The following is a 13,592-nucleotide window of genomic DNA, read 5'->3' on the forward strand; positions in this document are numbered from 1 at the left end:
GACCCGGTCGATAGTTTCGACAATGTGAGCGATCGATGGGGTCGGGAGCAGGTGCTCGGGCTCGCGCCCGACGCGGCGTCGGCCAAGGCCGCCGCCGGCGTCGCCAGGCCCTCGAAATGGAGCGGGACGGGCGCCGACGGCGAGGCGGTCTGGGGCGAGTGCAAGGGCAGCGGCAAGAGCGTCTACCGGGCGTGCGTCGATCTGACCGAGCCGGCGTTCCGTTGCACGTGCCCGAGCCGCAAGTTCCCCTGCAAGCACGGGCTGGGGCTGTTGCTGCTGTGGAGCGACGGGACGGTCGGCGGCGGGGCGCGCCCGGAGTGGGCGGCCGAGTGGGTCGGCCGGCGTCGCGCCCAGGCCGAGAAGGCGCGCGAGCGCAAGGCCGCGGCGGCGCCCAAGACCAGGGACCCGAAGACCGCCGAGCGGCGGCGCCGGCGGGTCGACGAGGGGATCGCCGAGCTCGACCAGTGGCTGTGCGACCAGGTCGCGCAGGGGCTCGCGCAGGCCGAGCACGCCCCCTACCGGGTGTGGGACGACGTCGCCCGCCGCCTCGTCGACGCCCAGGCCGGCGCGTTGGCCGGGCAGGTCAAGGGCCTGGCGGGGATCCCGCGGCGGCCGGGGTGGCCGGACCGGCTGCTGGAGGAGTACGCGCTGCTGCGGCTGCTGGTGCGGGCCTACCAGCGCGGCGAGGAGCTTCCCGAGGGGCTGCGTGAGACGGTCCGCGCCCGGGTCGGTTTCACCCTGTCCCAGGACGAGGTGACCGAACGCGGCGAGCGGGTCCGCGACCGGTGGTGCGTGACGGGCGCGCACGACTCCGAGCAGGAGCGGCTCACCACACGGCGGGTGTGGCTGCGGGGCCGCCGCACGGGCCGTCCCGCCCTGGTGCTGTCGTTCGCGGCGCCCGGGCGTCCCCTGGACGCGTCCCTGATGGTGGGCACGGAGATCGACGCGGAGATGGTGTTCTACCCGGGGGCGCAGCCGCTGCGGGCGCTGGTGGGCGAGCGGCACGGCCCGGCCGAGCCCGCGGTGCCCGATGGCACGACGGTGCGGGGGTTCCTGGACGAGCACGCCGCCGCCCTGGCGCGCGACCCGTGGCTGGACCGCTGGCCGGTGACGCTGGCGGCGGTGCGGCTGGCCCGGTCCGAGGACGGCGCCCTGCACGTCATGGACGAGGCCGGGGACGCGCTCGCGCTGCGTCCCACCGACCCGTGGCGGCTGCTGGCGGTGTCGGGCGGGCACCCGGTCACCTTCGCCGGCGAGTGGACGCCGCGCGGGCTGCGTCCCCTGGCGGCCTGGCACGAGGACGAGGGGATGGTGGTGCTGTGAGCACGGCGCCGAACGGGGTGTGGAACGAGCACGTCACCGCCGCCCTGCTGGGGACGCGGCGCAGGCCCGCCCCGTCCCTTCCGGAGGCCCCCGCCGAGGTCGGCGACGCCGCGGCGCGGCTGCTCGACCAGGCGGCGCTGCTGACGGTGCGGCGGCGCGCGGGCATGCGTCCGCCCCGGTCCCCGGAGCCGATCGCGCCGGCGCCGGTGGAGGACCTGCCGGTCGTCTCCCCCGCGGCGGCGCGGCGGCTGGCGCGGATCCTGGGCGGCACGCAGATCCGGGTGCTGCCCGAGTGGCTGGAGGCGGCCGCGGCGCACGGACGCCGCGTCCCCGCGCGGCTGCTGCCCGACCTGCTCGAACGCGGCCGCAGCGACCGGATGCTGCGGCCGTCCATAGCGCGCGCGGCCGGCCGGCGGGGCGTGTGGCTGGCGCTGCAGAACACCGAGTGGGCGTACCTGGTGGGGGCCGGGGACGACCCGGGCGGCGGTCCCGAGGTGTGGCAGACCGGCACGCGCAACCAGCGCGTCGCCTACCTGACGGCGTTGCGCGGCACCGACCCGGCGGCGGCGCGCGAGGCGCTCCGCGAGACCTGGGGGCGCGAGCCCGCGCCCGACCGGGCGGCGTTCCTGGCCACGTTCGAGCACGGCCTGTCGGCCGACGACGAGGAGTTCCTGGAGTCGGCCCTGGAGGACCGCGGCAAGGATGTCCGGCAGATCGCCGCCGACCTGCTGGCCCGGATGCCGGGCTCGGCGTACGCGGCGCGCATGGCGGCCAGGGCGCGCGCGTGCGTGCGCGCCGAAGAACGCACGGTGCAGGGCCGCCGTCGCACGTGGGTGCTGGTGGAGCCCCCGCGCACGCACGACGAGGACCTGGCCCGCGACGGCGTCCCGTTCCATCCCACCGGGTCGTTCGCGCCGGGCGGCCGGTCCGGGGGGCCGGTGGGGACGCGGGCGGCCTGGCTCAGGGAGATCCTGGCCCGCACGCCCCTGTCGGCGTGGACGGACCTGTTCGGCCTGCCGCCCATGGAGATCGTGTGCCTGCCCGTGGCCGACGCCGCCGAGCACAAGGGCCGCAAGGACCGCGACGGCGGCGAGGGGCGCGACGGCGGCGACGCCCGGAGCGCCCGCGACGTGCACATCGGCTGGGCGCGGGCCGCCCTGCGCCAAGGCGACGTCGCGTGGGCGCGCGCGCTGCTCAAGGGCGGCGTCATGGTGGACGAGCCCGAGGCGCTGGCCGATCTGCTCCGGGTGCTGCCCGACGACGAACGCGACCAGGCCGCCGCCGACCTGATCCGCTGGGTGGAGGGCGACCCTGACCTGCTGCGCGTCCTGGAACGCATCCCCGGCCCGTGGACGGGCCAGCTCGCCGACGCCGTGGTGATCACTCTGGCGGCCGCGGCCGAACGGCGGGCGCGGTCGCACGAGCACACCCTGACCCAGCTGTGCCGCCTGGCCGACCAGCGCCTCAGCCCTGCCGCCGCGCCCCGGCTGGAGGCCGTCGCGGCCCGGTTCGGCGCCGCCGCCCCCGGCGCCCAGACGACGGGCGCCCACACGACGGGCGCGGCCGGGCACGCGCTCACCGAACTGACCGAGACCTTGCGTTTCCGCCACGAAATGCTGAAGGAGCTGTCCTGTTGACCCCTCCCCGGACGGACGCACGGGGATTGTCGCCCTCCCGGGCGAGGGCGCCCGCCGCGTGGGACGCCGCCGCTCCGCCGAACAGCGCGTGCCCTTCCGCTCCCCCGCAGATTTTCTCCCGAAAAGGCGGGATTCGTCCCGTCCAGCGGTATCTATCCCGTTGGGACCGCGCCCGTGCCACGGCACCGGGCGCCGTGCACCGACCTGGCTTTTCGCTACAAGTCCGACTTCTCCCCGGCATCACGGCCGGGACCGTCATGGAGGTTCACCGGTGACCACCGACTCCACTCCCCCGGGTGGTGTGCTCCGGCCGCACGCCGAGCAGCAGTACGCCGACGAGCTGGCCAGGCTGGCCGAGCACGACGACCGGCCGCGCCCGCCCGGGTGGCGGCTGTCGCCGTGGGCGGTCACCACCTACCTGATGGGCGGCGAGCTCCCCGACGGCTCGCGGATCAGCCCCAAGTACATCGGGCCGCGGCGGCTGATGGAGGTCGCCGTGGCGACGCTGGCCACCGACCGCGCGCTGCTGCTGCTCGGCGTGCCCGGCACGGCCAAGACGTGGGTGTCGGAGCACCTGGCGGCGGCCGTCAGCGGCGACTCGACCCTGCTGGTGCAGGGCACGGCGGGCACGTCCGAGGAGGCCGTGCGGTACGGGTGGAACTACGCCCGGCTGCTGGCCGAGGGCCCGTCGGAGCGGGCGCTGGTGGAGAGCCCGCTGATGAGGGCGATGCGCACCGGCGCGGTCGCCCGCGTCGAGGAGCTGACCCGCATGCCCAGCGACGTGCAGGACACCCTCATCACCATCCTGTCGGAGAAGACGCTGCCCGTCCCCGAGCTGGGCACCGAGGTGCAGGCCCGCAAGGGCTTCACCGTGATCGCCACCGCCAACGACCGCGACCGCGGCGTCAACGAGCTGTCCAGCGCGCTGCGCCGCCGGTTCAACACGGTGGTGCTGCCGCTGCCCGCCACGGTGGAGGAGGAGGTCGACATCGTCTCCCGCCGGGTCGACGAGATCGGCACGGCGCTGGAGCTGCCGGACACGCCCGCGGGCCTGGAGGAGATCCGCCGGGTGGTGACGGTCTTCCGGGAGCTGCGCGGCGGCCTCACCGGCGACGGCCGCACCAGGCTCAAGTCGCCGAGCGGCACGCTGAGCACCGCCGAGGCCATTTCGGTGATCACCAACGGGCTGGCGCTGGCCGCGCACTTCGGCGACGGCGTGCTGCGCGCCGCGGACGTGGCGGGCGGCATCGTCGGCGCCGTCGTCCAGGACCCGGTGTCCGACCGGGTGGTGTGGCAGGAGTACCTGGAGACGGTCGTCCGCGAACGCCCCGACTGGCGGGACTTCTACCGCGCCTGCCGGGAGGTGTCTTGACCCCGTCCCCGCCCCGTCCCGCCGCCTCCGCGCCGGCGGCCTCGGGCCCGTCCGCGCCGGGGCGGCGGGTGCCCGACCGCGGGGAGCGGACGCGGGTCGAGGTGTTCGGGATCCGGCACCACGGTCCCGGGTCGGCGCGGGCGCTGCGACGGGCGCTGGAGGAGTTCAAGCCCGAGGCGGTGCTGATCGAGGGGCCTCCGGAGGCCGACGACCTGGTCGCCCTGGCCGCCGACCCCGGCATGGTGCCGCCGGTGGCGCTGCTGGCCTACTCCCCCGGCCGCACCCCGTCCCCCGACGGCGGCGAGGGCACCGAGCGGCAGGCGGCGTTCTGGCCGTTCGCCGAGTTCAGCCCGGAGTGGCAGGCGATCCGTTACGCGCTGGACGCGGGCGTCCCCGTCCGGTTCTGCGACCTGCCCGCCGCGCACCAGCTCGTCCGGCAGCAGGAGCCGCAGGACCCCGGCACGCCCCCGGACGCGCCCCTCCCCGAAGGCGACGACCCCCAGCGGATCGCCGCCGAACGGCCCGAGGGGCAGGGCGAGGCGCCCGAGCACGGCATCCGCCTGGACCCGCTGGGCTGGCTGGCGAAGGTCGCCGGATACGACGACGCCGAACGCTGGTGGGACGACGTGGTGGAGCACCGCCACGACGGCCCCTCGCCGTTCCCCGCGATCGCCGAAGCCATGGCCGAGCTGCGCGCGCGGCTGGCCGAGCTGCCCGAGCCGGAACGCGGCCTGGACCGGCTGCCGCCCGGCTACCTGCGGCGCGAGGAGCAGCGCGAGGCGTACATGCGCCGCACGCTGCGCCGCGCCCTCAAGGACGGTTACGAGCGCGTCGCCGTGGTATGCGGCGCCTGGCACGTCCCGGCGCTGCTGGAGAAGGTCCCGGCGTCGCGCGACGAGCAGACGCTGCGCGGGCTGCCCAAGACCAAGGTCGCGATGACCTGGGTGCCGTGGACGCACGGCAGGCTGGCCGGCCACTCCGGGTACGGGGCGGGCGTGCGGTCCCCCGGCTGGTACCACCACCTGTTCGCGTCCGGCGACCGGCCGGTCGAGCGGTGGCTGACCGAGGCCGCGCGGCTGCTGCGCGAGGAGGACCTGCACGTCTCCTCCGCGCACGTCATCGAGGCGGTGCGGCTCGCCGAGACGCTCGCCGCGCTGCGCGGCCGTCCGCTGGCGGGGCTGGACGAGGTCACCGAGGCGACCCGGGCCGTGCTGTGCGAGGGCAACGACCTGCCGGTGGAGCTCATCCAGCGCCGGATGGTGGTGGGCGAACGGCTCGGGTCGGTGCCCGAACGGACCCCGATGGTGCCGCTGCAGCGCGACCTGCAGGCCGAGCAGCGGCGGCTGCGCCTCAAGCCGTCCGCGCTCGACCGGGAGTACGACCTCGACCTGCGCAAACCGCTCGACCTGGACCGCAGCCGGCTGCTGCACCGGCTGCGGCTGCTGGACGTCGACTGGGGCGTGCCGCAGGAGGCGCAGGGACGGTCCAAGGGCACGTTCCGCGAGAGCTGGACGCTGCTGTGGCGGCCGGAGTTCGACGTGGAGCTCATCGAGGCCAGCGCCTGGGGCACCACCGTGCACGGGGCGGCGGCCGCGCGGGCGGAGGCGACGGCGTCCCAGGCCACGGCCCTGTCGGAGCTGACGTCGCTGGCCGAGCGGTGCCTGCTGGCCGACCTGGGCGACGCCCTGCCGACCGTCATGCGCGCCCTGGCCGACCGCGCCGCCGTCGACTCCGACGTGGCGCACCTGATGGCGGCGCTGCCCGCCCTGGTGCGCGCGCTGCGGTACGGGGACGTGCGCGGCACCCCCACGGGCCCGCTGCGCACCGTCGTCGACGGCCTGGTGGTGCGCGTCTGCGTGGGCCTGCCCCCGGCCGTCACCGGGCTGGACGACGACGCGTCCCGGGAGATGCTCGGGCACATCGACGCCGTGCACGGGGCGCTGTCCCTGCTCGGCGACGACGACCACACCGACCGCTGGCTGCGCGCCCTGCGCGGTCTGGCCGACCGGGACGGCGACCATGCCGTGCACGGCCTGCTGGAGGGACGCCTCGTCCGGCTGCTGCTGGACGCCGGGCGGCTCGACGACGTGCCGGCCCGCATGGCCCGCGCCGTGTCCGTCGGCACCGCGCCCGACCGCGCCGCCGCCTGGGTGGAGGGGTTCCTGGCGGGCGGCGGGCTGCTGCTGGTGCACGACGACGACCTGCTGCGCCTGCTGGACGGCTGGATCGCCGGGCTGCCGGGCGAGGCGTTCACCGACGTGCTGCCGCTGCTGCGCCGCACGTTCGGCGGGTACGCGGCGGCCGAGCGGCGCGCCGTCGGCGAGCGGGTGCGGCGGCTGGACGGCGGCGCCGCGCCGCGCGCAGCCGACGGCGCGCCGCGCGAAGACGACATCGACGCCGGCCGCGCGGCCGCCGCCACCGCGACGGCCCTGCGCATCCTCGGCTGGGAGGCCCCCGCGTGAACGACGTGCCCACCCCTGACGACGAGCGGCTCAAGCGCTGGCGGCTGGTGCTGGGCGGCGAGTCCGCCGACGGCACCGGCGTCACGCTCAAGGGCTCCGAGGCGCGCATGGACGCGGCGCTGGAGAAGCTGTACGGCGGCGACCAGGGCGACGGCAGGCCCCGGTCGGGCCGCCGCGGCGCCGGCCTGGGCGACTCGGCGCCGACCGTGGCGCGCTGGCTGGGCGACATCCGCGCCTACTTCCCGTCCAGCGTCGTGCAGGTGATGCAGAAGGACGCCATCGAGCGCCTCAACCTGACGCGGCTGCTGCTCGAACCGGAGATGCTGGACGCCGTCGAACCCGACGTGCACCTGGTGGGCACGCTGCTGTCGCTCAACAAGGTCATGCCGGAACGGGCCCGCGAGTCGGCCCGCGCCGTCGTCCGCACGGTCGTGGAGGATCTCGAGCGGCGGCTGGCCCAGCGCACCCGCTCGGCGGTCTCCGGCGCGCTGGACCGCGCGTCCCGGACGCTGCGGCCGCGCCGTCCGGCCGACATCGACTGGCACCGCACCATCCGCGCCAACCTGCGCCACTACCTGCCCGAACACGGCACGGTCGTGCCCGAGCGCCTGATCGGCTACGGGCGCCGCGACCAGGCGGTCAAACGGGACGTCGTGCTGTGCGTGGACCAGAGCGGCTCGATGGCGGCGTCGGTGGTGTACGCGGGGGTGTTCGGCGCGGTGCTGGCGTCGATGCGCTCGCTGCGCACGTCGCTGGTAGTGTTCGACACCGCCGTGGTGGACCTGACCGACCAGCTGCACGACCCGGTGGAGCTGCTGTTCGGCACCCAGCTCGGCGGCGGCACCGACATCAACCGCGCGCTGGCGTACTGCCAGGGCCTGATCACCCGGCCCCGCGACACGATCATGGTGCTGATCAGCGACCTGTACGAGGGCGGTGTCCGCGCCGAGATGCTGCAGCGGGTCGCCGCGCTCACCGCCGCGGGCGTCCAGGTGATCGTGCTGCTGGCGCTGTCGGACGAGGGCGCCCCCGCCTACGACCGCGAGAACGCCGCCGCCCTGGCCGCGCTGGGCGTCCCCGCGTTCGCCTGCACGCCCGACCTGTTCCCCGACCTGATGGCCGCCGCCGTCCAACGCCGCGACCTCAAGGAATGGTCCGAACGCAACCTCACCTGACCCGGCCCGGGTGTCGTCCCCGTGTCCTCGGGGACGACTCCGGAGGGGACGGCCGCCGGAAGGCCCCGCCCGGGCCGGCGTTCGACCGTGGGCTATATTTGCTCATATGAGCAGCGCTTCAGATGTCCGTGCGGCCGCCGACGGGTGCGCGGTACGGGTGGTGGACCCGGAGAAGGTCGCCGTGGTCACCGCGGCCCTGCCCGCCGACGACAAGATCACCGAGCTGGCGCACGTGTTCGGGCTGCTGGCGGATCCGGGGCGGCTGCGGATCATCACGGCGCTGCTGGAGGGCGGCGAGATGTGCGTGTGCGACATCGCGGCCGCGTGCGGGCATTCGGAGTCCGGGGTCTCCCACGCCCTGCGGCTGCTGCGCGCCAGCGGGGTGGTGCGGGCCCGCCGCTCCGGGCGCATGGCCTACTACCGGCTGGCCGACTCGCACGTCCGGATGCTGCTCGACCTCGCCCTGGCCCATGTCGGCCACCAGGAGGACGAGGCGTGAACGCGGAGCGGGAGAACGCCACCGGGAAGCGGCGTGCCCGCCGGTGGATCTTCCTGCCGGGACGCGGGAACGCCGGCGAGCACGGCCCCGACCACGGGCACGGCCATGGGCACGGGCACGGGCACGGGCACGGGCACGGGCACGGGCACGGGCACGGGCACGGGCATGGGCACGGGCATGGGCACGGGCATGGGCACGCGGTGTCGGCGAACGCCGACCGGCGCCAGCTGTCGGCCGCGCTGGCCCTGCTGCTGGCGTTCATGGCCGGTGAGGTGGTCGTCGGGTTCGCCGCCCGGTCGCTGGCGCTGATCACCGACGCGGCGCACATGCTGACCGACGCGTTCGCCATCGCGCTGGCGCTGGTCGCCATGCGGATCGCGGCGCGTCCCCCCAAGGGCGGCTACACCTACGGGCTGCGCCGGGCGGAGATCCTGTCGGCGCAGCTGAACGGGCTGACGCTGATCCTGCTGGCGGCCTACTTCGTCTACGAGGGGATCCGCCGGCTGGTGGCGCCGCCCGAGGTGGACGGGAGCCTGGTGTTCTGGACGTCGCTGGCCGGAATCGCGGTGAACCTGGCCGCGACCTGGCTGATCAGCCGGGCCGACCGGCGCAGCCTCAACGTCGAGGGCGCCTTCCAGCACATCCTGAACGACCTGTTCGCGTTCGTGTCCACGGCGGTCGCGGGACTGGTGGTGTGGGTGGCCGGGTTCACCCGGGCCGACGCGATCGCCTCGCTGGTGGTGGCCGCGCTGATGCTGAAGGCCGGGTACGGGCTGCTGCGCGACGCCGGGCGGGTGCTCATGGAGGCGGCCCCGGCGGGCGTGGACCCCACCGAGATCGGCACCCGGCTGGCGAGCCGCCCCTGCGTGGAGGAGGTGCACGACCTGCACGTGTGGGAGGTCAGCTCGGGATACCCGGCGCTGTCGGCGCACGTGCTGGTGGAGCCGCGGGGCGACTGCCACGCGGTGCGCCGCGACCTGCAGGACGTGCTGCGCTCCTCCTACGGGATCACCCACACGACGCTGGAGGTCGACCACGTCGCCGACGACTTCCACTGCGAGGATCCGCACGGCCCCCGGCACGTCAACGGCTCGGGTGAACGGCACGACCACCTCGCCGACCCCCGCTGCGGCCACTGAACCGGCCACTGAACCGGCCACCCGACCGGCCACCGATCCCGTGCCGGACGCTCAGGTGATCACGGCGGTGAGGACGGGCAGGGCCGCGTGCAGCTCGCGTTCCCAGTACGTCCAGGAGTGCGTGCCCTCGTAGAAGTGGGCCGACACCGGTATGCCCAGTTTCCTGAGCTTGCCGGTGAAGTCCCGGGTCAGGGTGTGCGCGAGGGTTTCCAGGACGTCGCCCCGGCCGCCGCCCCGCGTCCCGCCGCCGTCGCCCGCGCTGACGTACAGCCGCACACCGGCGAGACGGTCGGCCAGGTCGTAGGGGTTGTGCTGACGCCACACCACCCGCTGGGCGCCGGGTTCGCCCCACACGTCCGTCCAGGCGGCCCCGGGCCGGCCGACGGCCACGCCCAGCTCCACCAGGTCGGCCACGTCCAGGCCGCCGTCGTCCCGGTGGAGGGTGTGGACGAAGCCGCTGAACGACGCCGCCGCCTGGAACAGCCCCCGGTGGCGCGCCGCGTACGCCAGCGCGCCCGTGCCGCCCATGGCGTTTCCGGCGACGGCGCGCGCCGCCCCGGCCCCATAGCCGCGTTCAAGGATCTGCCGCAGTTCCGTGAGGTGGAACGTCTCCCACTTGGGCGGGCCGCCGTCGCCGCGGTTCCACCAGTCGGTGTAGTGGGCGCCGGGGCCGCCGTCCGGCATGACGACGAGCACGTCCAGATCCTCGGTGAGCCCTTCGACGTCGGTGTGGGCGGTCCAGGCCGTGTGGCCGTCCTCGCCGTACGCGCCGTGCAGCAGCCACAGCACCGGCCAGGTGCGCGAGCCGTCCCGCGTCCAGCCCCTGGGCAGCAGCAGCCGTGCGTGCGCGGGATGGTCCAGGACGGGAGAGCGGACGGTCAGGTCGAGGGTGCGCCGCCCCGGGGAACGTTCGCCGATCACCGCGGCGCCGTCGTCGGCGGTGGCGGCCGGCCGGGCGCGGCGGCGGCCGGGCACCCGCGCGGGCCCCTCCGGTGCGATCGACGCCAGCACCCCCGTGACCCCCGCGAGGACGCCCATTCCGATCAAGCCGCGACGCCACATCTTCACGCCCCGCCGAATTCTCGCCGTGCTTTATGGAATTGTCCCCGCCTACCGGCCGTTCAACGCAGGGTAATGGGGAAATAAAATACGCGCGACGGCCGGCCGGGGGACGACGGGTAGGGTGATCGGGATGGACGGCACACGACCACGCGCGCTGCGCAGCAAGCCGCAGCTGCAGGCGGCGATCCGGGACGGCGGACGCGCCGTGCTGGTCGTCAACGCGCGCTCGCGGCGGGGCCGCCGCCTGCTCGACCGCGCCCGGGAGCTGCTGGACGCGGCGGGCCTCGTGTTCGTGCGGGAATTCCCGGTCACCGACCCGGGGCGGCTGGGAGAGATCTTCACCGACGTGCTGGCCCTGGAGCCGGACCTGGTGGTGGTCGGCGGCGGGGACGGCACGGTCGCCGAGGCCGTCAGCCACCTGGCGCACCGTGACATCGCGCTGGGCGTGCTGCCGCTGGGCACCACCAACAACTTCGCCCGCAGCCTGGAGCTGCCGCTGAACCTGGCGGACGCGGTGGCGGTGCTGCGCGACGGCAAGGTCGCCGACGTGGACGTGGGCTGGGTGCAGGGCACCCGGCCGGACGGCTCGGGCCCCGAGCCCGACGGCGGCCGCCACATCTTCGCCAACATGGTCAGCCTGGGCCTGTCGGTGCACGTCGCCGAGAAGGTCCCGCACGGCCTCAAGCGGGTCGTCGGCCGCGCCGCGTACGCGCTGACGGCGGCGTGGCTGCTGCCCCGGCACACCGCGTTCCGGGCCACCGTCCGCGCCGGCGACCGCGTCGAGGAGGTGAGCACGCACCAGCTGAACGTGGCCAACGGCGCCCACCACAGCGGCCGGCGCATCGCCCGCGACGCCAGCCCCGACGACCGGTTGCTGGCGGTGTACCGGCTGGGCGACGAGCGGCGGCTGCGGCTGGCGTCGGCGACCGCCCGGCACCAGCTCACCGGCCCGTGGCGGTCGCTGCGCGAGGACGCCTTCCTCACCACCGACGAGGTGCACATCGTCACCGACCCGCCGATGAAGGTCGACGTGGACGGCGAGATCCGCGGCCGGACCCCGGTCACGGTGCGGTTGCTCGGCAACGCCCTGCGGGTGATCGTCCCGCAGTCCTTCGTCGACACCTGAGCCGGCACCTGAGCCGGCACCCCGGGCCGGGTCCGCCGCGGACCGGCGCGCCCCCGCCGGTTCGGCGGGGCGCCTAAAGGGGGAGGCATAGCCGCATGGAATCCGACATGCTCAGCGGCCTTGATCCGTTCGACCTCCTCGACCGTGAAGCCCGGCGGCTGGACGCGTACTTCGCCGAGATCGGCGCCGGCGACTGGGACCGTCCCTCCAGATGCGAGGGATGGTCGGTGCGGGACGTCCTGGCGCACCTGGCCGGGGAGGAGCTGTACAACCACGCCTGCCTGGACGACGAGCTGGACGTGCTGTTCAACCGCCTGGACAAGGAGGGCGTCGAGGGGCTGGGCGGGTTCAACCAGTGGTGCGTGGACACCCGCCGCGGCCTGCCGGTGGCGGGCGTGCTGGCCGAATGGCGCCGCCAGAACGGCGACACGCGGCGCCGCATGCGCGAACGCGGCGCCGACGCGATGCTGCCGACCATGGCCGGGCCGTACCCGGTGGGCCTGCAGACCTTCCACTACGCCTCGGAGTACGCCACGCACGCCGACGACGTCGGCGTGCCCGTCGCGGACGACGAGGAGCCCGCGCGGTCGCGGTGGCGGGCCCGGGTGGGCCGTTTCGTCCTGGCGGAGCAGGACTCGCCGGTCCGGGTCGAGGACGTGCCCGGCGGCGTCCGGGTGCGGCTGGACAGCGAAACCGGCGGCAAGGTCGCCAAGGAGGCCGAACTGTCGACGGCCGACTTCGTCGAGGCCACCGTCGGCCGGCTGCCGGACGATCACCCGCTGGATCCGGAACTGCGCACGGCCCTCGTCTGCCTGGCCTGACGCGGCGCGGGCCGGGCGGCGGCGCCCGCCTCGGGCCGCCGGGTCCGCCCGGCCGCGACGCCGCCGGGCGGACCCGCCGGCCCGTCTGGTCAGCCGGTGGCGGTGAGGGCGGCGAGGTCGTCCTCGGTGAGGCGGAGCCCGGCGGCGGCAATGTTCTCCTCCAGGTGGGCCGGGGAGGACGTGCCCGGGATGGCGAGCATCGCGGGCGACAGGGCCAGCAGCCCCGCCAGCAGCACCTGCGCCGTGGTGGCGCCGTGCCGCCGGGCGACGCGCTCGACGCGGTCGTCCTCGGGCAGCCCGAACCCGCCGAGCGGGAAGTACGGCACGTAGGCGATCCCGTCCCGCGCGCAGATCTCCAGCAGCTCGGTGTCGGCGGGCATCGTCACGTCGAACCGGTTCTGCACCGCCGCCACCGGCGCGATCTCGCGGGCCTCGGCGAGCTGCGCGGCCGACACGTGGCTGACGCCCAGATGCCGGATCAGGCCCTCCTCGCGCAGCCCGGCCAGCACGGCGAAGCGCTCCCCGATGGGCTCGTCGCCGGGCGGTTCCAGGCCGCCGGGACGCAGGTACACCAGGTCGAGGTGGTCGCGGCCCAGCTCGCGCAGGTTGCGCTCCACCTCGGCGCGCAGCTCGGAGGTGGGCATCTGCCCCGTGGGGGCGAGGTCCCCGGGGCCGCGGGACGGGCCGACCTTGGTGGCGATCACCAGGCCGTCCGGGTACGGGTGCAGGGCCGCGCGGATCAGCTCGTTGGCGGCCAGGTCGCCCTGGAAGTAGAACGCGGCGGTGTCGATGTGGTCGATGCCGAGCTCCACCGCCCGGCGCAGGATCTTCAGCGCGGTGTCGCGGTCGTTCGGCGGGCCGCCCAAGGTGCTGACGGGCAGGCGCATCGCGCCGAACCCCATGCGCGCGACCCGCAGGTCGCCGCCCAGTTCCCAGTGCCCGGCCGAGGCCGCGGAGATCTCTTCGGTCATGTCCT

Annotated in this window: 11 protein-coding genes; 9 read left to right on the forward strand and 2 right to left on the reverse strand. The window is 75.5% G+C overall.

Annotated elements, in window-relative coordinates:
- Nucleotides 1–24: 24 nt before the first annotated feature.
- The 7 genes from ABZ801_RS18300 to ABZ801_RS18330 all read left to right on the forward strand — a co-directional run bounded on the left by ABZ801_RS18300 (nucleotide 25) and on the right by ABZ801_RS18330 (nucleotide 9,607).
- Nucleotides 25–1,323: an SWIM zinc finger family protein gene (locus ABZ801_RS18300; protein ID WP_360699026.1), complete on the forward strand. Its 1,299-nt coding sequence runs from the start codon at nucleotides 25–27 to the stop codon at nucleotides 1,321–1,323.
- Nucleotides 1,320–2,960 (forward strand): DUF5691 domain-containing protein, encoded by a 1,641-nt coding sequence (locus ABZ801_RS18305; protein ID WP_360699028.1) that lies wholly within the window; start codon nucleotides 1,320–1,322, stop codon nucleotides 2,958–2,960. The genes ABZ801_RS18300 and ABZ801_RS18305 overlap by 4 nt, the downstream gene beginning before the upstream one ends.
- A gap of 271 nt (nucleotides 2,961–3,231) precedes the next feature.
- On the forward strand, nucleotides 3,232–4,332 hold the full coding sequence (locus tag ABZ801_RS18310; protein ID WP_360699030.1) for an AAA family ATPase: 1,101 nt from the start codon (nucleotides 3,232–3,234) through the stop codon (nucleotides 4,330–4,332).
- Between the two features lie 68 nt (nucleotides 4,333–4,400).
- Complete coding sequence (locus ABZ801_RS18315; protein ID WP_360699524.1) at nucleotides 4,401–6,794, forward strand: DUF5682 family protein; 2,394 nt, start codon at nucleotides 4,401–4,403, stop codon at nucleotides 6,792–6,794.
- Entirely contained in the window at nucleotides 6,791–7,969 is a 1,179-nt protein-coding gene (locus ABZ801_RS18320; protein ID WP_360699032.1) for a VWA domain-containing protein, read from the forward strand. The genes ABZ801_RS18315 and ABZ801_RS18320 overlap by 4 nt, the downstream gene beginning before the upstream one ends.
- Before the next feature lie 106 nt (nucleotides 7,970–8,075).
- Nucleotides 8,076–8,468, forward strand: a complete 393-nt coding sequence (locus ABZ801_RS18325) for a metalloregulator ArsR/SmtB family transcription factor (RefSeq protein WP_344959118.1) — start codon at nucleotides 8,076–8,078, stop codon at nucleotides 8,466–8,468.
- Complete coding sequence (locus ABZ801_RS18330; RefSeq protein WP_360699034.1) at nucleotides 8,465–9,607, forward strand: cation diffusion facilitator family transporter; 1,143 nt, start codon at nucleotides 8,465–8,467, stop codon at nucleotides 9,605–9,607. Before ABZ801_RS18325 ends, ABZ801_RS18330 begins: the two co-directional genes overlap by 4 nt.
- 51 nt (nucleotides 9,608–9,658) lie before the next feature.
- Here the strand turns inward: ABZ801_RS18330 and ABZ801_RS18335 are convergent, their stop codons facing one another.
- On the reverse strand, nucleotides 9,659–10,669 hold the full coding sequence (locus ABZ801_RS18335; RefSeq protein WP_360699526.1) for an alpha/beta hydrolase family protein: 1,011 nt from the start codon (nucleotides 10,667–10,669) through the stop codon (nucleotides 9,659–9,661).
- 130 nt (nucleotides 10,670–10,799) lie between these two features.
- Here ABZ801_RS18335 and ABZ801_RS18340 point away from each other — a divergent pair, with 130 nt between their 5' ends.
- Together ABZ801_RS18340 and ABZ801_RS18345 are read left to right on the forward strand one after the other, a co-directional pair.
- The gene (locus tag ABZ801_RS18340; RefSeq protein ID WP_360699036.1) at nucleotides 10,800–11,795 is read left to right on the forward strand and encodes a diacylglycerol kinase family protein; all 996 of its coding nucleotides are present in this window, start codon (nucleotides 10,800–10,802) and stop codon (nucleotides 11,793–11,795) included.
- A 95-nt stretch (nucleotides 11,796–11,890) separates the two neighbouring features.
- Nucleotides 11,891–12,616 carry a maleylpyruvate isomerase family mycothiol-dependent enzyme gene (locus ABZ801_RS18345; protein ID WP_360699039.1) on the forward strand — a complete coding sequence of 242 codons (726 nt, stop codon included), beginning with the start codon at nucleotides 11,891–11,893 and terminating at the stop codon, nucleotides 12,614–12,616.
- 89 nt (nucleotides 12,617–12,705) lie between these two features.
- Here the strand turns inward: ABZ801_RS18345 and ABZ801_RS18350 are convergent, their stop codons facing one another.
- On the reverse strand, nucleotides 12,706–13,587 hold the full coding sequence (locus tag ABZ801_RS18350) for an oxidoreductase (RefSeq protein WP_360699041.1): 882 nt from the start codon (nucleotides 13,585–13,587) through the stop codon (nucleotides 12,706–12,708).
- Between the last annotated feature and the right edge of the window lie 5 nt (nucleotides 13,588–13,592).

It is taken from the genome of Actinomadura sp. NPDC047616 (assembly GCF_040642915.1).
Lineage (GTDB): Bacteria > Actinomycetota > Actinomycetes > Streptosporangiales > Streptosporangiaceae > Spirillospora > Spirillospora miaoliensis.

Bases quoted from the DNA above. Each gene is read 5' to 3' on its own strand.
- ABZ801_RS18325 (WP_344959118.1), top strand. From the start codon at position 8,076: ATGAGCAGCGCTTCAGATGTCCGTGCGGCCGCCGACGGGTGCGCGGTA.
- ABZ801_RS18340 (WP_360699036.1), top strand. From the start codon at position 10,800: ATGGACGGCACACGACCACGCGCGCTGCGCAGCAAGCCGCAGCTGCAG.
- ABZ801_RS18350 (WP_360699041.1), bottom strand. From the start codon at position 13,587: ATGACCGAAGAGATCTCCGCGGCCTCGGCCGGGCACTGGGAACTGGGC.
- ABZ801_RS18345 (WP_360699039.1), top strand. From the start codon at position 11,891: ATGGAATCCGACATGCTCAGCGGCCTTGATCCGTTCGACCTCCTCGAC.
- ABZ801_RS18335 (WP_360699526.1), bottom strand. From the start codon at position 10,669: ATGTGGCGTCGCGGCTTGATCGGAATGGGCGTCCTCGCGGGGGTCACG.